Consider the following 19,278-nt stretch of genomic DNA (forward strand, 5'->3'; position numbering starts at 1 on the left):
TCTCCCCGACTGTAATCCAAAATCATAACAAATGGAAAAATGGAAAAACAAGGAGGAAACGGCTTTGAACACACGAGAGATTTTTCTGAATCAAAAAATACCAGACATAAACAGGGAAGAGCAAAGGGCCATTGGGGACTTTGGAATGACTGCCAGTGCCACGAAGCAATCATCGGAAATCGGGGCACAAGTATTAAAGAATGGGGGAAACGCGGTTGATGCCATCGTTGCGATGCAGTTCGCCCTCGCAGTGTCGGAGCCTTTTAATACCGGATTAGGGGCAAGTGGTTTCCTGCTTGTATATAACCAGTATTCTGGTAAGACAAAAGTGATAAATGGCCATTCAAAGGCGCCTGACCAATTAACATCCGACATGTGCCGAAATGAAAAAGGTGAGCCTATTCCTTTTTCTGAACGTACCATAAACGCAAATTTTATCGGGATTCCGGGGATTTTGAAAGCAATGGAAACGGCCTTTAACACTTATGGAACAATGCCGTTAGACCGATTGATTGAGCCGTCCGTACAATTGGCAGAAGAAGGAATGGAAGTGAACTGGTTGTGGGATATGGCATTGAAAATGTATGGAGACCGCGTTGGAACGACGGCGAAGTCTTTTTTCTTTCCTGATAATGTACCGCTTGTCAAGGGGGAAATCGTGAAAAACAAGGAATTAGCGCACACCTTAAGAATTATACAAGAAAAAGGGATAGACGCCTTTTACCATGGGGAAATCGGCGATGCCATCATTCAATTGATTAACAACGAAAATGGATGCATGTCAAAGGAAGACCTGCAAGGCTATGAATCCAAAATACAGGAACCCATATTAGGCAGCTACAAAGATTTTCACATTGTGACCCCCAGTCCACCGAATGGGGCAGGCGTTTCACTGCTGCAACTATTGAAAATCCTTGAAAAAGTAAAGATTGAACAATATCCTGTAAATTCATGGGAGAAGCATTATTTGCTTGCAGAAGCCATGAGAATTGTATTTACAGACAAGCTTACCTATATGGGGGATCCTGACTTTACTCATATTCCGGTAGAAGGGTTACTTCACCCAGAGTACATTGCCGAGCGGGTGAAGCTCATTAATTTTGAAGGACTAAACCAGGGAGTGGATTTCGGGAATCCTTGGAAATATGATAAAAAAGGCGTTCAATCCGAAGACAGCTTGCATCGAGAATTGCAAGGTGGGGAGACGACACATTTCACAGCCGTTGACAGTTGGGGGAATATTGCTGTGTGTACATCCTCCCTGGAACACTACTTTGGCTCAGGGATCATGGTACCGGGTTATGGTTTTCTACTAAATAACGATTTAACTGATTTTTATCCTACCGAGGAAAGTGTAAACGATCTGCAAGCTAATAAATATCCTGTAAGTTCAAAATGTCCAACTATTATTTTTAAAGACGAAAAACCTTTCATGACGCTTGGTTCTCCAGGTGGACCGACGATCGTTGCTTCTGTGGCTCAAGTTATCCTACATGTCATTGACTATAAAATGGATTTAAAAGAAGCGATTGAACAACCGCGTATTTATAATAGCACCGCTCCAACCATTCTATGTGATGGGAGCCTGAACGAGGAAGTGAAATCCAAATTAAGTAGCATCGGATTTGAGATAATAGGGACAGATATTGCGATCGGGAATGTACAGGCTGTATTAATGGATCAGGAGAAGAATATCATGTACGGGGCTGCTGATTCGTCCCGTCCCGGAGTGGCAATCGGCATTTTCAAAGAAAATAATGAGGGATATTAAAGTGTTTTTTGAGTACGCAAACTGAAGGGAAAAACGATTTCCTTTCAGTTTTTTATTATATTCTATATTTTAATAGGATTAATATTATTTCGGATTGGCGGCATCTAAAGAATAATTTTAAAAGTAAGAGAATTTTATATACAAACGGAGGAGGATAAGTTTAAAATTGTACAAGCAGATGTCTGAAATTTTCTTTTGAGGTTTCTAATGAGGCATCATGGCCATTCAGTTGCGTGAACAGTAGGGTGGAAATGAAATTAAAAATATGGTTATATAAAAAAGTGTAAAAGCCAAAGAGAAAAAAGTCGGAAAGAGGAAATGAAATGAGTGCAATCACGGAGCAAAAAAGAAATAATAAACTTAAAAAGGTATTACGAGCCATATCCGTTATGATTGGGGCCTTTATCACCGCCTATGGACTAGAGGCGATATTAATTCCAAACAACGTATCAGATGGTGGCGTGACTGGTTTGAGTATCGTTGGTTCCCAATTAATTGGGTTGCCTCTAGGACTTCTAATTGCGGTATTAAATATTCCATTCATATTTTTAGGATATAAACAAATTGGAAAAAGTTTTGCGATCTATTCTGTTATTGGGATTGTTTCACTTGCATATGGGACAAGCATTATGCACCATATTCCGACCATTATTCAAGGAGATACGTTGTTAGTAACCGTGATTGGAGGTATTATCATTGGTTTTGGCATGGGGTTAGCATTACGAAATGGCGGTGCATTAGATGGAATTGATATGTTAGCCGTATTACTGGCTCGAAAACTGCCTTTTGGAACAAGTGATCTTATTCTATTTCTAAATTTGTTTGTGTTTATAGTGGTGTCAACCGTCTTTGGTCTTCAAGGGGCTTTCTTATCGGGAATCGCTTATTTTATTGCCTCTAAAGTGATCCACCTTGTTGAAGAAGGTTTAAGTGGTTCTAAAACCTTTAAAATTATTACCAATCAACCTGAATTAATGGTGGAAACCATTCGTGACCGCTTAGGTCGTAGTGCAACATATAACCTAGTTGAAGGCGGTTATTCAAATGAACAATTTAAAGAAATCACGTGTGTCATAAACCGGTTAGAGGACAGTAAAATGAAGGAAATCATTTATGAAATTGACAAATCTGCCTTTGTTGCTGTATATGATGTGTCAGAAGTGAGAGGCGGTAACTTCAAAAAGCATGATATTCATTAGTAAAAAGATAGAAAAGGCTTTGATTTTCTACTCTTGTCGGGACCGCTTCTAAAGTAGCTAAACAAGTAGGAAGCTAACGTAAAACGAAAATTGCACCTGCAAAAGGGTGTCTGAATAGGGATGGGGAAATGAATTCTTGCTAAGGAGAAGTGTATGAATTGTAAGAATGTATTGCATCAAATCGAGATCGCTGTGGAAACGATTATGAAAATAACTGGAATGTTAGCGGAAGAAGATTTACAGAAAAGACCGACGCCCGATAAACATTCTATCGGAGAGCTATTAGAACATTTAGCCGTAATCTGTGAAGCGGACAGGCGTATTGCAAATGAAGCCCCAAAAGAAGAAATGGATGAGTTTTATGCAGAAGTTTCTTATAAAACACTCATTGCAATACAGACAGGCTTACTTACAAATTTTAAAGCATTAAAACATTATTATATGAATTTGTCTGAGGAAGAGCTCCAATGTAAGACTACTTCATATTGGGAGGTGACTTACACCAGATATGAGTGGCTGTTACAGATCTTAGCCCACATTTATCACCATAGGGGACAATTACATGCTATGCTTGTACACTGTTATAATAAAGATCCTAAAATCTTGATGTTTGAATAAAGCTTCTTCAACATTTATTTTTAAAACAGCAAAATCCAGGAAAAGTCATTTCAAAAGACATCACTTTTTCTTATTGGATCTACGTTTTTCCGTCAACATCGCTTTTTCGTAGATCCAACCGTCAATTGGATCTATGTTTTTATGGAATCACCGTCTTTTCGTAGATCCAACCACCTTTTGGATCTATGTTTTTCCGTCAACATCGCCTTTTCATCGATCCAACCGTCAATTGGATCTACGTTTTTATGGAACCACCGCTATTTCGCAGATTGAAGTACCTTTTGGATCTATGTTTTCCAGGGAAAAGGGGTAGGCTTACGGATATATTAATATGGTTCATGAATTTTATAATTCAATAGGATTTTTATTTTTTTTTCAGTATGGCTCTTTATTGTTATTTAACTATAGGTAGTTTAAATATGCGTTTGCCCTAAAAATAGAATTGGAGGAAAGAAAAATGGATAAAATATTTAAGGATTTTAATTTTAAACTAGTTGTGATAGAAGCGTTATTAGATCAAGACCCACGTTTTTTGAAGGAATTAAATGACCTAAAGGATAAGTATGTAGACGATTTCGAATGGTACGTTGGCGGTGAACCGATTGCTGAAATCAGGGATTACTTAGAAGAATTAATCTTAGAAAAAGATGATTTGGAAAAGGTTGAACACCTTTTGTTTGATGGAGGTCATGAAATTTACCATATCCTAAAGCCTGATTGGGATGGTGAAGATGATTTGTTTGAAATCGTATCTGTTGAAGGGTTTCAATATCTAAAAAATTTGAAAACAGTGGATTATGTTTCAATATGTGATCCAAAAGTTCTGGAGCCATTAAAACAAGCTGGAATTGAAATACGGTGGTAGTGAGGTCATTGGATGCTATAGTGGGAGAATATAGCATAAAAAAGCGATCGAGTTTTTAAAAAAATTCCAATGCTCAGTTATATTTCAGAGTGAGGCTGAAATTGATAGTGATCCAACCGCTAATTTAATTGAAACAGCTATTTGGACATTCAAAGTAAGCTACCAATGCATGCCGGAAGAAATCAAACAGGATGTTTTAAAGTAGCACTAGACTAATAAATAAGGAGTGTTAAAATGAGCAAAGAAAATTTCGAAGTGCCTTTAAGATGCAAGGGGATTGCAGTCGTTTTATTGAAAAAAATTAATAATGAATATAAGGTTTTATTGCTAAAAAGAGCGACCCCCATCCTGCGAGATGTTTGGTGTTATATCGGGGGAAGTATCGAAAATGGAGAAACTGCATGGGAATCCGCTTTAAGAGAGATCAAAGAAGAAACTGGAATTTCGAAAGTCTTATTATATACATCGAACAAATTTGACCAAATTTATTCACCAAAAGAAAATTATATTTATATGGCCCCAGTATTTGTTGGCTATGTCGAAGACGATGAGGAAGTAACATTAAATGATGAACATAGCGATTATAAGTGGTTATGGTTCGATGAAGCCATTGATACCGTTTCATTGCCTGGAAATGATGACGTTCTTTTATCTATTGAGAAACATTTCGTGATGAATAAGCCACCGGAGTATCTGCGTATTGAGCATTAAGTTTGTTTAGTAGATAAGCCAAAATCGAAGGGCTATTATCGTAGTTAACTAGAATGTTTTTTGAAAATTGCTTGTTTTCAACAAATATTCCTTATGAAACACTTATACTATCAATAAAAAAATAATTTTGTTATTTCGCCAACAGATCGGAATAGCTGAAGAATCACTGGGAGTGGAGGATTTATGGGTTCAAGAATCATGCATTCGATTATTGGTCATAAAATTGCAAAGGCTTTATCGATAGAAGATAAAACATCGTTTTTACTCGGAAGTGTTGCTCCAGACGCTGTTTTTTCATACGAAGAAAAAAACCTATCGCATTTTTTTATAGGTGATGTGCAAGATTATTCAAGAAGAGTTGATTTTAAAAGATTTTTACATAAGTATAGTAGGCAAGTAGAAAATAAAAATGATTATATAATGGGGTATTATGCCCATTTAATGGCGGATGATATTTGGCTAAGAGGTTTTAATCTTTCTTGGTTAAGGAACAGAATGGATGCTAATGAAGGATTATATACGTTGTACCATAATGATTTCCGACTACTAAATGGAAAATTATTAGAACACTATGGTTTTACAGATGAATTGCGGGAAACGTTGCGTCATTTTCCTGCCATTTTAGACTTGGAAGAGGTAAAAGCCAAAGACGTTGAAAAATTCGTTCCTTATGTATTAGGTGATATGGAGTATGATCAGGAAGTTTTAAATGAAGAACTGAATGTTTTTACGTTTGAGCAGATCATAGGTTATATAGAGACTTCAGTTGATCTGGGGATATTGAAAATAAAACCTTTATATTCTTAAAGTGCAACAGTTGTCGGGGTGGAAGATGCTACTAAATTAATAAAAGACGCGCAACGAATTCGCGTGCATGGAGCGGAAGGGTATATCGAAATATTGTAATCGCTTAATACCAGTAAGAACGATGTTATATTGGAAATCCTGATCTTTTGTAACAGAATGATCATTTTTAAGTTTTAATTTCTTCAATCTCTACTTTGTGTCATTATGATCGGCATGAAAGGACGAAAACTATGGATTAAACTCCATAGTTTTCGTATAAAAAAGCAGGGAGATGCTATTCAGGATTCATTTTAAAAATATGATCTGTGATCTCCTCTTTCCAGAATTTATAATCTTCACCGTTTATTAATCAAAGACATAATCCGCAATCTCAATAAATTTAGGATCATTTGGATTTAATCCACCAACTTTTTTTGATTCATCTGTCAGATTTACGGGAATGTAAAGAAAACGACCATCCACCGAACCGTGATCACTCAAATATCCAAAAATTATTTGTTCAATAAGTTGTTTTAACTTCTCGACTTCCTCTTTCCTAAGTTGGGTTTCATACACTGGGGCACCTCTCCCGATTTTTAATTTTCTTTCTGGTTCTGTATATAAAACAAGCTTGCCGTTTTCAAAAATAGAGTAGTTACGAGGGAACATATTCCGAACATCATCTGATCCAGCTAGAGAAAAAGTAACGATAATAAATGGTTCATCCGTTTCATCATTCGTCTTCTGGCTACAACTTGTCAAGTAGTACCATGAATAAGAATAGTTTCATCCTTTGATTCATTAATCCCCGTCCCCCGATTTTTCGACATTAGTATGAACTTATCCTCATAAAGGCAGTTTGTAATGTAAATTCCATTTTATCAGATAAGGAACTTAAGGAGAAATATTTGGGAATAGAGAAATATAAAACGGAGTATAATAAGATTTCCGCAATGGGGAAAGATAGAGGTAATATTTGGACAATCAAAGGAGAGTGTAAAAATGCCAAACGTTAAATTAGCGGTGATTTTTTACAGTATGGGTGGAACAAACTATCAATTGGCAAAATGGGCTGAGGAAGGAGCGAAAGCAGCCGGTGCGGAAGTGAAAATATTAAAGGCCCAAGAATTAGCTCCTGACTCCATTATAGAGAGAAATGAAGCATGGAAAGCAACTGTCGAAGCAACCAAGAACGTTCCAATCGCAACATCCGATGATATTGAATGGGCGGATGCGATTATATTTAGCGTTCCGACACGTTTTGGCAATATGCCGTCACAAATGAAACAGTTCTTCGATATTCAGGGTGGACTTTGGGCAAACGGAAAGACCGTGAATAAAGTAGTAAGTGCGATGTCTTCTGCGCAAAATCCACATGGCGGACAAGAAGCAACGATTTTATCTTTATATACCAGTATGATGCACTGGGGAGCTATTATCGTCCCTCCTGGTTATACGGATCCGGTATTATTTGGAGCTGGTGGAAACCCATATGGAACGAGTGTGACTGTAGATCAGGATGGAAAAATGATAGAAGATGTTGAAAGTGCGGTGAAACATCAAGCTAAACGTACTATTACAGTTGCCGAATGGGTGAAAAAAGGAAATCAATAAGTATATTTCATATGCAAGAGAGTCAATCGAATGTTGATTGGCTCTTTTCATAATAGGGTGAAAAATGTACTAGGTATCAAGTAATAGGTGTTTTAGTCTCCATAATTGTCATATCTCTCACAGTTATATTACCACTGTTACCAATATTTCCCTTTCGTAACATAAATACTACTCTATTGTCATTTTATTGTTACATTGGCCTGATATACTATGGATACCAATATGACATAGGGGAGACTATTAAATTGAAAAAAATAGTATTTTCAATGATTACGGCTTGTATGTTAGTTTTTGGTTTTTCCTGTGTTTCATCAGCTGCAACTACTACATATAAAGTAAAAAAAGGCGACTCTTTGTGGAAAATCGCGACTAAACATAAAGTTTCGGTTTATCAACTTAAAACTTGGAATGGTCTAAAAAAAGATCTGATTAGACCAAATCAAGTGTTAAAGGTCACGAAACCTACAAAGGCTAAAACAACCGCGAAAAAAACAGTAAAGAAAAAGGCGACTACAAACAAAAAAAAAGGCAGTAAGCAAAAAAACTGCCTATAAAACAATGACCGTAAAGGCTACAGCCTATACGGCAAGTTGTAAAGGGTGTAGTGGGATTACTGCTACAGGCATTAATTTAAAGAAAAAACCAAATGCCAAAGTGATCTCCGTTGATCCTAAAAAGATCCCACTCGGGACAAAAGTGTATGTGGAAGGATACGGCGAAGCAATTGCTGGTGATACAGGCAGTGCCATAAAAGGAAATAAAATTGATTTGCATATGCCTACTAAAAAGAAAGCCCTTAACTGGGGAATACGGACAGTAAAAATTAAAGTTTATCGATAAGATGGAAATTGGAATGCAGATATGTATGGAGAGGCACCTTACAATGGTGCTTCTCTTTACTTTTTTAAAAAACGCGGATGATTTTTTAATTATGAAATACCACTATTCCCAATACTCACTCAAATTTTTATAGAACTAAATGTTTGACAAATGAAAATATAATCTATGCAACGCTAATGTAAATATGTTAAATTATTACAAGATAGCTTTGATAATTGAAAAAGGTGGTATTTGTTATTAAAACAGGATTGGAACTATTAATTACTATAGAAAATAGTGATTTAACAGAGCGAGAAGAAACTTTTTTAGAAGTATTGATATTAAATATTGTATCACCAGTCAATGCCCAAATTTCTGGTGTGGGTATGGTATTTAATCCTTTGCCGAAGAATAAGGATGACGTTTTCCACTGCAATATTTTTTGGGAAAAATCTTTAGATGAAATAGAGTATAAGGAATTCAAAAATACAATTGATAAGCGAGTTAAGGTAGCTTTAAAGATGGCAGGGTTGAGCAACATAGATATTCAGTACAGGGAAAGTTGATTTATGAGGCTATATAGACGAAAAATAAGGGGGAAATGTGAAAGAGAAGAACAAAACAAATGGAAAAACTTCATGTCGACGTGATAGAGGACCTGATTTGGAGAGAGAAAAAAGCACCCTTTCAAGGTGCTTTTCTGTGGTTTTGAGCGAGAGTTTGCTTAAAAAGGTTTTAACGAGATTTTACAAATCTAAGAATGAGGTGCTTTCAATGAAATTAGGACTAAAACGGGATGAAGTAAGATTGGAACCCCATACCGTGGAATGGGAGGAAGAGTTTCATAGGGTGAAACAGGTTATTCTAAATTCAACCCCAATTCACGAAAGTCGAATGGAACATATTGGAAGCACCGCTATTAAAGGGATAGTTGCCAAACCAATATTGGATTTAGTTGTGGGAGTAGATGATATTGAAAATGTTGATGAGGAAATTTTCCAGGGGTTAAAAGCGGCGGGTTTTTTAAGGCTTCGGGTCCAACGTCCTAATGAAATCGTGCTTGCCAAGTTTACTAATGAAACTTACGAAGAAAAGACCCATATTATCCATTTAGTTGACTATAATAAAGAACTCTGGAAAAACTTAATCTTTTTCAGAGATTACTTAAATGAAAATAAAACAGCACGTGAACAATACAGTGAATTGAAAAAGAAATTTCTAGAAGAAAATAATGGCGGAATTAATGAATATACCAACTATAAGGAACAATTCGTAAGGGGAATTTTCGAGAAAAGAGAGAAAGTGTAAGGATCGCTTTAGCTAGATTTTACACGGTATATTAAATAAACCTTTTTCGTTAGCAGATAAGGGGGAAAGAATCGTGAAGCAAACGAAGGATTTACTAAGAGAATTAAAAGTATTGGCCGTCCCTTTTCCGGAATTTGATACACAGGATTTACCCGAATACCCGTCAGCCTTGTTTATGGAATGGATGAAGATTGCAATTGAGGAAGGTGTTTATGAACCCCATTCGATGACATTATCCACTATTGACGAGACAGGTGCACCTGATGCGAGAATATTAATTCTAAAAGACGTAACACGCAATAAATGGTACTTTGCAACATCATCTACTAGTAGAAAAGGGGAGCAATTGAAATCTAACTCGCAAGTTGCCTTAACGTTCTATTGGTCAGCAATTGGCAGACAAGTTCGGATACGTGGAGTTGCTTCCAAAATGACAGCAGAAGCAAGTTCAACTGATTTTTTGGAAAGATCGAATGGAGCCAGGGCCATTGCTTTAATGGGAAATCAGAGTAAAGAATTGACACATCGTGACGACATAGATGAAGCTTTAGTAAAGTCGGAAGAACTAATAAAACAGTTCCCGGATCCGGTAAGTCCTGTCTGGACAATGTATGAAGTTGAAGCCAACGAGGTCGAATTCTGGCAAGGGGATTCAGAACGGAAACATACCAGGGTACAATATCAACGCAAGGGTGATCGCTGGGAACATCGTTTACTGTGGCCTTGACCCAGTATCGTCCAGCCAATGCCAGTAAACGTTAAATTCTATTACTGTAACAAATTTCTAATTCAGCAGAAGAGCGTGATGGTGTAGAAAAATTACGATTGTGGATATAGAAAAATGTTTAGTATCTTTATATTAAATTTAGGAGGTATGATATTTTATGAAACCACGAATTACAGTAATTACGTTAGGTGTAGATGATTTGGAAAGATCTTTAAAATTTTATCGAGACGGATTGGGGCTTCCAACAGAAGGTATAGTTGGCAAAGAATTTGAGCATGGTGCTGTTGCCTTTTTCGACTTACTATCTGGCATAAAACTTGCTATTTTTGAGCGCAAAAATATTGCACATGACGCTCAGATTAATCAGACCGTTTCCAGTCCTACTGAATTTACTATTGGTCATAATGTAGAAAGTAAAGAAGAAGTTGACAGAGTAATGGAACAGGCAAGGAAGGCGGATGCTATTATAACAGTCCAACCACATGACACTTTTTGGGGCGGTTACTCTGGTTATTTTCAAGACCCGGATGGCCATTTATGGGAAGTAGTATGGAATCCACACTTGGAGATCGACGAATAAACACAACTTAAATTATCTTTTCTTAATCGAATGCAATCCTGTAATATCGGGATTCTGATTTGCTGATATTACCCCTTAAACAGACGGGCTCTTTAACAGAATAACGCAAGCAGAAAATGATCGAACTTTTTTAAAAAAATCTCCAGAACGAAATATTTTAAGAGCCTGTTTTGATCTATCTTTTTTCAAAAGCAGGCTCTGATCTTTTTGCTGAATTAGGCTTTTATAACTCCATTTTGATCCAACAAATGTCGGTTTTGGAATATCAGAATTAGTATTTTATTGAATAAGACTCAACAAGAAATTAAAGTTGGTTTTGATTTTCAGTAACAATTTGAAAGGTGATACCAAATTTGTCCGTAACATTAGCGAAAGCAGGGCTAAAAGGAGTTTCTTAAAGCGGAGCATTCACTTGACCGTCTTGCTGTAAAGCTTCAAAAATTCGCTTTGTTTTTTCTACGTCCTTAGTTGTAATACAGCTCGCCACTTGATTGCCCAATTGAACAGGTATTCCGGGTGAATCGGAAAACATAAGATCGGCATTGTCGATCTTTAACATTGCGTGTGCCACGTGATCCTTTAAAGCTTCTGAACAAGGGGCTTCCATCTCTCCATAAGTTATGATGGAAAGGACTTTGGCACCCAATGCATCTTCGTAAAATTGGATAGCTTCCCTTGTATTTCCGTCCAACATTAAATAAGGGGTAAGTCTTACTGTCATCATAGATCAACTCCTTAATTTTTATTCTTGTGCATTGTAACATCTAAATAATGTTTTGATTTCTTTTCGATTGCTATCTTGAAAAACCAACAGCATATATTTTGTGATCTTACATTATTCATTAAACGCGCGTTTGTTGAAGATCAAAGGTAGAAAATGATCAAACTTTTTTATAAAATGTATACTCATTCACAAGCGAAGAATCCATCGCATGAGATTACAGATCTATTGATCATCAACTTATTTCTGAGTTTTATCATTACCTACAACCTGTATAAATGGAAAGAAACGCTCCCTTTTTCTTACTCTAAAATTCGGGTCTACCAGAGAGAGTGATCGCCCTTGTGGTTTTTTCTCAGAGCAGAAAGCCTTAACGGCGAATAAACGCAACATAATGACGAATAAAGACGGAGCATGACGAGTAAAAGTTGCCTGACGACGAATAAAAACGAGTAACGACGAATAAATCTATCCCAACGACGAATAAAGGATCTATAATGTCTTTTCATTATTTGCTAAATAAGTAATCTTGAAACGCTGCCTGGTAAACCTTAAAGGAAGGATTGTCTACTGCTATGAACTCAAAACTAATTATTGTCGAAGGGTTACCTGGGTTTGGAAAGTCAACCACTGCAAGCCTCATTAAAGATATTCTCTCAGAGGATAATAAGGAAGTCGAACTAGTTTTAGAAGGGAACTTAGACCACCCGGCAGATTATGATGGGGTATCCTGGTTCACTAAAGATGAATTTGATAAGATCTTATCCATTAGCGGAAGTTTCAGAGAGGTATTTCTTAATAGAGTAATAAAGAAAGATCACCATTATTTATTACCATATAGAAAGATAAAAAATGAATTTGGTGACCGGTTTTCGGATGAATTATTCAACGAAATTTTTAAAACGGATATATATGAATTACCATTTGATCAAAATGTGGAGTTAATTGATAAAAGGTGGGCCGAATTTGCGGAAAAAGCCATTCATGATCGTAAAACCTATATTTTTGAATGCTCTTTATCCAGAATCCCTTAACGATTGGCATGATAAAATACGGTGAAGAAGAAGCGAAAATAATAGATTACATAAAGCGACTGGAGAGACATATAGAGCGTTTAAATCCTGTTTTAATTTATATTGAACAAGATGACCTTGCCTATTCGTTTAAAAAGGCGGTCAAGGAAAGACCAAAAGCATGGTCAAAAGGATTTATAAACTACTGTACAACCCAAGGATATGGCAAACAACAGGGATATGAAGGGATAGAAGGAACGATTAAAGTATTAGAAGCAAGAAGAGAGTTAGAAATGAAAATAGTGAATAAGTTAAATATCAAAAAGCTGATAATAAATAATTCAGACTATGACATGGAAAAATATAAGTCCGTATTAATGGAAAAGTTGGAGTTTGTGAGAAGATAATTTCGAAACGGTAGGACTATTAACAACTTTAAACCAGCCATTAAAAATATTGACTCTAACTTTTGGGATGCAACACAGATCGGCGGCCTTTTTGGAAGCTCTTTTTTAAAGGGGATTAGGGATTTGCTAATGATTTAGACCCTCGTCAAAACTCACTATCTTTGCTATCTTGTTCTTACGGCTGTTTCTTTTAGGATGTGTTGTTTTGAAAAAATTGAAGGTTGATCCAAACACAATGATAAAATCATTTCCCTGCTCACTACTAGCTGCCATCACTTTAAGTATAATCACATTGCTTTTTGTTCCATCCTATTTTTCGATTATCGGTATTTGCTTCTACACGATCATTTACTTTCCCGTGTATTTACTTTTTATTGTGCCTATTCAAGTTTTACTCAATCAAAACCCAAGAAAGTTCCATCTCCTTTATCTTCTTAGCTATATTTGTGGTTCATTATTTGCCTCTGCTATTGTGATCATGATAAATGGAGAAAATCCTTTTACTATAATGATTTATTATGTGATCTCCCTTTTGGCTGCTATCGTCATTTGGATATTTGACTCACTTATTTTACAAGAAAGTAGGATTGGAGAGTAAAGAAGCGTGTACAAGACTTGCATATGCCCATGCTAATTGTTTAAGCATTTGTGAAATAAGTTGGGATATCTTTTAAGATCAAGGACTAGGCTATACAGGTGTTAGTACGGCCCACAACCAGTGTTTAGACCAAACGTTAATAAGGTCCCTTGACCTTTACGGAACAATCATTTAGAATAGGGCCAATAATGAAAAAGTGATGAAGAAGAGGAGTAAACTTTAAGAACGCTTTAGAGAGCTGATGGATGGTGCAAATCAGTGCGGTATTTTAGTTGAATGGACTTCTGAGCTTCTAGACTGAAATGAGCAGTAGGTATAGCGGGTTGTCTTACCGTTAAAAAAGACCAAGTATCGAAACAAATGGGTTGTTTCTGTACGGATTAGTGCGTTTACTTTTGTAAACGAATGAAGGTGGCACCACGGGTTACTCGTCCTTTTTGGATGGGTAGCCCTTTTTGTGTGAAATTCTAGGAGGGTTATGATGAAAAAATCAATTTTAACGGGGATCAAACCAACAGGACAGATTCACTTAGGCAATTATATGGGAGCGATCAAGCCAGCCTTGGAACTAGCGAAGATCCAAGAGTTTCAAGCAACATACTTTATTGCAGATTATCATGCGCTAACAAAAATGCAAAATAATGCTCAGGAATTTCGCGACCTGTCGAACGGGGTAGCCGCAACATGGTTAGCTTTAGGGCTAAATCCTGAACAAGTCATTTTTTATCGACAATCGGATGTACCAGAAATTTTTGAAATGAATTGGATCTTAAGTTGTTTTGCCTCCAAAGGGTTATTGAATCGGGCTCATGCTTACAAAGCGATCGTAGAGGATAATAAAAAGCTTGAAAAGGATCCTGACTTTGGGGTGAATATGGGGCTGTTTAATTACCCTATTCTTATGGCGGCGGATATTTTGTTATTTAAGACGCAAGTAGTACCTGTCGGAAAAGATCAAGTCCAACATGTGGAAATTGCGAGGGATCTTGCTCAAAGTTTTAATCGTCATTATGGGGAAACATTTCTGCTACCAGAATATAAAATACAAGAAGATACGGCAGTCCTACCCGGATTAGATGGGCGGAAAATGAGTAAAAGTTATCAAAATACGATCCCACTTTTTGCAGAACCAAAAAAGTTACAAAAACTAATCAATAAAATCAAAACAGATTCATTACCACCAGAAGCACCGAAAGACCCTGAGACATCCATTTTATTTCGCCTATATGCAGAATTTGCTTCTTCACAGGAAGTCCAAGAGATGAAAGAGCAATATGGAAATGGCATTGGATGGGGCGAAGTGAAAAAGGAATTGTTTCTCGTGATGAATCGGTTTATCGAAGAACCGCGGACAAAATATCATGAACTCATGTCCTCACCTGAAACAATCGATAAAATTTTAAAAGAAGGGGCAGAAAAGGCGCGAGTTATGAGTGTTCCATTTTTGCAGGAGATAAAGGAGAAGATTGGCTTTTAAGAGGGAGCAGCGCTATTTCCCCTCAGATCAATCCACTAGTTTTCTGGAAAAAGCATTATGGCAAAATCTTTAGGGGAATCATACCAAAAATAATAATTAAACACGGTGATAATCTATTATACACATTAATAGGAGTGAAAAAATAAAAGTGAAACTTCCATCAACAGGGTTTCTTTTCATCCATCGCTGATTTAAGAAGAACAAAGGTTAAATTCGCGACATCCTTTCTCAATGCCTATGCCTAATCAGTTTGTCGCGAAAGAAAAAAAGAGGGTCTCCCAATTCCGAAAATGGGTCAAACCATTTTTTTGAGTGCGAAAATTGAGATGCTATCTATTAATTGGTCGGTTGATCCAACAAAATGGTCGAAACTCGGTATTAATTGGTCGATCGTTGCGATAAAACGGTCGAAACTTGATGCTAATTGGTCCAATACCACAATTAAATGGTCGAGGCCCTAAAAAAGAACCTTTTTCAGATAGCTTCAGAGGGCTGCCTGAAAGTATTGCAATGCGCATAAACATTTCCTCCTGTTCTAATGGCATATTTTGATAGAGTTACTGTTTATTCTAAGAAAGAATTATAAATTCATCTTTTATCATGAATGATATCAAAAGTTTAATGTTGCTTGCAAAAGCTTTTTTACATTTGGAGCATTGACTAAAAGTCACTATAAAGTTATGCTGAATTTGGTTGACCTTTGTCGGAAAGCATCCCCTTTTTTCATCTAAAGGTAATTTATCGATCACAACATAGAGCTAGAACCAAAAAGGATTCCTTCCTTTTTTTTTAGAAAATGAAAGAATTCATTTCGTTTGGGTTTTTGCTCTATTGACAGATTGAGAAAATGATCGAGCAAGATGCTGCCGCCATTTTGATCAAGCTTGGTTGTTACAACATAGCCGAAAGGCTGTAGAGCAGTAATTACATAAAATGAAGTGTTGTGCTGGTTTTTTGGTGAATTCTAATGTGGATGGTCATTGATTTCCTTTTTTCTTGTAAAATTTGCGTGATTATTATGTTAATGAATGAGGTGCTATTTATGTCAAATGATTTGAAAAGTGTTGATCAGGTAACACCAGACTGGCTCTCAAAAGTTTTGGAACACAATAGCCAATGGACAAACGGCGCAATAACGGAACTTGAAATCAGGAATTCCTATGAAACGAATCCCTCCTATATTGCCCAACTTAGAGCTAAAGGAGCACAATCGGACCAAACCTTTGTTTTTTATCTTAAAATTGGAAAGCCAGAGCGGATCACTTTAATGGAGAAGGAAACACAGTTTTATCGGTCTGTTTTCGAGTTCGCTAAAGAAATGCCTTTGCCACATTGTTATGGTTATTCCTATAATCCCAGCAGTAAAAACTCTTGGTTGTTATTGGAAGACCTCTCGGATTCACATTTCAATTTGCCTTGGCCGTTACCTACGACAAAAAAACAAACTGAAATGGTAGTGGGTGCTTTGGCAAATCTTCACGGGGCTTTTTGGGGGGATAATAGTACAGCTGCTGTTCCACCCGAAGAAGAATTGGAATTCAAAAGTGACGATGAAATTGCTAGTTTTATTGAATTACTGAAAGATCGGCTATCTAGGAAGAGGATCGGAATAATAGACAAAATTAGTTCAGCTTATCCAGAACTTATTATGAACCGAATTCAAAATAAGAGTAGCTTAACGCTTTGTCATGGCGATGTACATACTGGTAATATATTAATTTCAAAAGATGAAAGCGATAACAGGGTTTATCTTATTGATTGGCAAACTTACAGTAAATGGATGGGAGCATCTGATGTTTCCCGTATTATTTCGGGCTTCTGGTATCCCGATCAAAGACACAAGATGGAGCTTGAAATGCTTCATCGTTACTTTGAACTTTTAACGCAACATCACAACGTGCAAAATTATCATTGGAATCATTTCTGGTATGATTATCGGTTGTCAATAGTAAGTCATCTTTACCAAGTGATTGGAATACCTGCAGATTTTGCTTCTATTTGGTGGTCACCTTTGGAACAATTGTTTTGTGCTTTCGAAGATTTAAATTGTGAGGAGATATTGGGGTAAATCTGTAAAAGGGAAGTGATTCATTACAATTTATTTGCCAATTAAACGATGAATCAAGCAGCATATCAGCATCTTGAATTCAACTGTTTATGCACGCTGACTACGGATAGGAAAATACGATTATTCACTACAGATAAGAGATTATTCATATCAATTGGGGTGAGATAGATGGAATTTGAAGGAAAGAGTGCATTTATTACTGGTGCAAGTTCGGGAATTGGAAGAACGGTAGCTATTGAACTAGCAAAGCGAGGGGCAAGTGTTTTTATTGCAGATATCAACGAGAAAGGCGGACGGGAAACTGTCGCAATGATTAAGGAAAATGGCGGAGAAAGTCAATTTCAACGAACAGATATTACCAACGAACAAGATGTTATCGAGTCTGTTTCCTTGTGTAATCAAATGTACAATAAAATTGATTTTGCTATCAATAATGCAGGTATTATCATTGGCGCAATGTTGGCTGATCTTAGTGAAGAAGATTGGGATAAGGTCATCAATGTTAATTTGAAGGGAACATGGTTGTGTATGAAGCATGAAATACAATTGATGAAAAAACAACAATTTGGATCAATTGTAAACACATCGTCTATAGCTGGAAAAATAGGATTAAAGCATCATGCGGCATACGTACCTAGCAAACATGGAATCATTGGCTTGACAAAGACAGCAGCACTAGAATACGGAAAATATGGTATTCGAGTGAATGCCGTTTGTCCAGGAACAGTTCATACTTCTTGGGTACACCGGGTAACGAAAAAACTGAGTAATTTGCATCCGTTGGGGAGGATTGCCGAAACGGATGAAATTGCAGAGGCTATCATCTGGCTAAGTTCGGAAAAATCGTCTTATGTAACTGGACATTCATTGGTGATCGATGGAGGAAGAACGGCAGGTGAACAATAGCTTTACCACGTACACGTAATCGAGTTGCGCTGTTCAGATTTATGTTTACAGATTCCCGACGAGATCGATGTGGAGATGTATAATACTTTGCTGAACTTGATATCTGGAAAAAACGTTAATACCGCGTTTTGTGTTTCGCTCTTTAACTGAAGAATGGTTGGTCCGATGGTATGTATCTACAAAGGACCTAATATCAACTTCTACTGTTGCTATTCCCACAAATAAAAGGCGCGAGCCATGAGTATTCCATATTTGACGGAGACTAAGCAGAAGATTGAATTGTAGCGTAGACAAATGTGTAGAAGAAAAGAACTGGGAAATCTCATCTAATTCTAATCATTTTGGATTTACCATGAGAATATTCCAGTTCTTAAATCTCAGTTGACAGGAAAGATGATTCATTATATAATTATTTCGAAATCGAGATAAAAAAGGAATGATAGCCATGAGTAAAGATCATCTTGATGAAGAGCTGTCGTTGAAGTTATTTGTTGTGTTGACAAGAGCTTTAGATTCGATCAAAAAGCGAGTGGAGGACGACATTCGATGTTTAGGCTTGAATCCAACTGAATTTGCCGTTTTGGAGTTGATCTATCATAAAGGGGAGCAACCGATCCAAAAAATTGGTGAGAAAGTTCTGATTGCGAGTAGCAGTATTACGTATGTTGTCGATAAATTGGAAAAGAAAAAATTATTAGAGAGAAAACCATGTCCAAATGATCGTCGAATTACGTTTGCTACGATAACCGCAAAAGGGAAAGCATTAATGGATGAAGTTTTTCCTAAACATAGAGTAGCGATTCAAGAAATTTTAGCTGGTTTAGATGTGGATGAGAAAAAGCAGATGATTGAACAATTAAAAAAATTAGGGTTTCACGCCCAAAAAGTATAATTTTTTTAAATAATTATCTCGATTTCGTACTATACTAACTTGAGGAATCTTTATCATTACCTTAAGTTTAAGATCCATTCAGTAGGAATATGTAGAATAGAGGACGTGAATCTAGCTAGTTTACCACTAGATGAGAGTGAGAAATCGAACGTTCACAATAATCGGAAGAAATCGTTTAGACAACTTTACTTTTAAGGA

17 protein-coding genes, 3 pseudogenes and 1 other annotated feature are annotated in these 19,278 nt (G+C 36.6%); of the genes and pseudogenes, 18 read left to right on the forward strand and 2 right to left on the reverse strand.

The annotated features are described in order from the left end of the window. Nucleotides 1–64 precede the first annotated feature (64 nt). The 6 genes from ggt (at nucleotide 65) to MUB24_RS18385 (ending at nucleotide 5,971) form a co-directional block, all read left to right on the forward strand. Nucleotides 65–1,771, forward strand: a complete 1,707-nt coding sequence (ggt, locus tag MUB24_RS18360; RefSeq protein WP_244706654.1) for a gamma-glutamyltransferase — start codon at nucleotides 65–67, stop codon at nucleotides 1,769–1,771. Between the two features lie 323 nt (nucleotides 1,772–2,094). Continuing rightward, nucleotides 2,095–2,970 carry a YitT family protein gene (locus MUB24_RS18365; RefSeq protein WP_244706656.1) on the forward strand — a complete coding sequence of 292 codons (876 nt, stop codon included), beginning with the start codon at nucleotides 2,095–2,097 and terminating at the stop codon, nucleotides 2,968–2,970. A gap of 153 nt (nucleotides 2,971–3,123) precedes the next feature. Next, nucleotides 3,124–3,588: a DinB family protein gene (locus MUB24_RS18370; protein ID WP_244706658.1), complete on the forward strand. Its 465-nt coding sequence runs from the start codon at nucleotides 3,124–3,126 to the stop codon at nucleotides 3,586–3,588. Between the two features lie 457 nt (nucleotides 3,589–4,045). Then, nucleotides 4,046–4,453 (forward strand): DUF6892 domain-containing protein, encoded by a 408-nt coding sequence (locus MUB24_RS18375; protein WP_244706660.1) that lies wholly within the window; start codon nucleotides 4,046–4,048, stop codon nucleotides 4,451–4,453. 234 nt (nucleotides 4,454–4,687) lie between these two features. After that, a complete protein-coding gene (locus MUB24_RS18380; protein WP_244706662.1) occupies nucleotides 4,688–5,164 on the forward strand; it encodes an NUDIX hydrolase in 477 nt (158 codons plus the stop codon). Between the two features lie 183 nt (nucleotides 5,165–5,347). Next, nucleotides 5,348–5,971: a zinc dependent phospholipase C family protein gene (locus MUB24_RS18385; protein WP_244706664.1), complete on the forward strand. Its 624-nt coding sequence runs from the start codon at nucleotides 5,348–5,350 to the stop codon at nucleotides 5,969–5,971. Nucleotides 5,972–6,316: 345 nt separating this feature from the next. On the opposite strand, the gene MUB24_RS18390 is transcribed toward MUB24_RS18385, so the two are convergent. Continuing rightward, a complete protein-coding gene (locus MUB24_RS18390) occupies nucleotides 6,317–6,712 on the reverse strand; it encodes a hypothetical protein (protein WP_244706666.1) in 396 nt (131 codons plus the stop codon). Between the two features lie 240 nt (nucleotides 6,713–6,952). Here MUB24_RS18390 and wrbA point away from each other — a divergent pair, with 240 nt between their 5' ends. The 6 genes and pseudogenes from wrbA (at nucleotide 6,953) to MUB24_RS18420 (ending at nucleotide 10,998) form a co-directional block, all read left to right on the forward strand. Next, nucleotides 6,953–7,564, forward strand: coding sequence for an NAD(P)H:quinone oxidoreductase (gene wrbA, locus MUB24_RS18395; RefSeq protein WP_244706668.1), 612 nt, complete (start codon nucleotides 6,953–6,955; stop codon nucleotides 7,562–7,564). Between the two features lie 245 nt (nucleotides 7,565–7,809). Continuing rightward, nucleotides 7,810–8,404: pseudogene (locus MUB24_RS18400) on the forward strand (3D domain-containing protein). Nucleotides 8,405–8,619: 215 nt separating this feature from the next. Further along, complete coding sequence (locus tag MUB24_RS18405; RefSeq protein ID WP_244706670.1) at nucleotides 8,620–8,949, forward strand: hypothetical protein; 330 nt, start codon at nucleotides 8,620–8,622, stop codon at nucleotides 8,947–8,949. A 208-nt stretch (nucleotides 8,950–9,157) separates the two neighbouring features. After that, a complete protein-coding gene (locus MUB24_RS18410; RefSeq protein WP_244706672.1) occupies nucleotides 9,158–9,691 on the forward strand; it encodes a GrpB family protein in 534 nt (177 codons plus the stop codon). A gap of 73 nt (nucleotides 9,692–9,764) precedes the next feature. Beyond that, complete coding sequence (locus tag MUB24_RS18415; RefSeq protein WP_244706674.1) at nucleotides 9,765–10,418, forward strand: pyridoxine/pyridoxamine 5'-phosphate oxidase; 654 nt, start codon at nucleotides 9,765–9,767, stop codon at nucleotides 10,416–10,418. Nucleotides 10,419–10,575: 157 nt separating this feature from the next. Further along, entirely contained in the window at nucleotides 10,576–10,998 is a 423-nt protein-coding gene (locus tag MUB24_RS18420; RefSeq protein ID WP_244706676.1) for a VOC family protein, read from the forward strand. Nucleotides 10,999–11,302: 304 nt separating this feature from the next. Here the strand turns inward: MUB24_RS18420 and MUB24_RS18425 are convergent. Beyond that, nucleotides 11,303–11,719, reverse strand: a pseudogene (locus MUB24_RS18425) (VOC family protein). A 575-nt stretch (nucleotides 11,720–12,294) separates the two neighbouring features. On the opposite strand from MUB24_RS18425, the pseudogene MUB24_RS18430 reads away from it, so the two are divergent. The 6 genes and pseudogenes from MUB24_RS18430 (at nucleotide 12,295) to MUB24_RS18455 (ending at nucleotide 19,080) form a co-directional block, all read left to right on the forward strand. Further along, a pseudogene (locus tag MUB24_RS18430) lies at nucleotides 12,295–13,139 on the forward strand (P-loop NTPase family protein). A 205-nt stretch (nucleotides 13,140–13,344) separates the two neighbouring features. Then, nucleotides 13,345–13,737, forward strand: coding sequence for a UPF0715 family protein (locus tag MUB24_RS18435; protein WP_244706678.1), 393 nt, complete (start codon nucleotides 13,345–13,347; stop codon nucleotides 13,735–13,737). Nucleotides 13,738–13,927: 190 nt separating this feature from the next. Beyond that, nucleotides 13,928–14,176, forward strand: a binding site (T-box leader). A 39-nt stretch (nucleotides 14,177–14,215) separates the two neighbouring features. Continuing rightward, entirely contained in the window at nucleotides 14,216–15,214 is a 999-nt protein-coding gene (locus MUB24_RS18440; RefSeq protein ID WP_244706680.1) for a tryptophan--tRNA ligase, read from the forward strand. A gap of 1,042 nt (nucleotides 15,215–16,256) precedes the next feature. Next, on the forward strand, nucleotides 16,257–17,282 hold the full coding sequence (locus MUB24_RS18445) for an ecdysteroid 22-kinase family protein (protein ID WP_244706681.1): 1,026 nt from the start codon (nucleotides 16,257–16,259) through the stop codon (nucleotides 17,280–17,282). Nucleotides 17,283–17,450: 168 nt separating this feature from the next. Further along, nucleotides 17,451–18,188: an SDR family oxidoreductase gene (locus tag MUB24_RS18450; RefSeq protein ID WP_244706683.1), complete on the forward strand. Its 738-nt coding sequence runs from the start codon at nucleotides 17,451–17,453 to the stop codon at nucleotides 18,186–18,188. A gap of 445 nt (nucleotides 18,189–18,633) precedes the next feature. Continuing rightward, complete coding sequence (locus MUB24_RS18455) at nucleotides 18,634–19,080, forward strand: MarR family winged helix-turn-helix transcriptional regulator (protein WP_244706685.1); 447 nt, start codon at nucleotides 18,634–18,636, stop codon at nucleotides 19,078–19,080. Nucleotides 19,081–19,278 lie beyond the last annotated feature (198 nt).

The sequence above is a fragment of the Lederbergia sp. NSJ-179 genome, assembly GCF_022867885.1.
Taxonomy (GTDB): domain Bacteria; phylum Bacillota; class Bacilli; order Bacillales; family Bacillaceae_C; genus Lederbergia.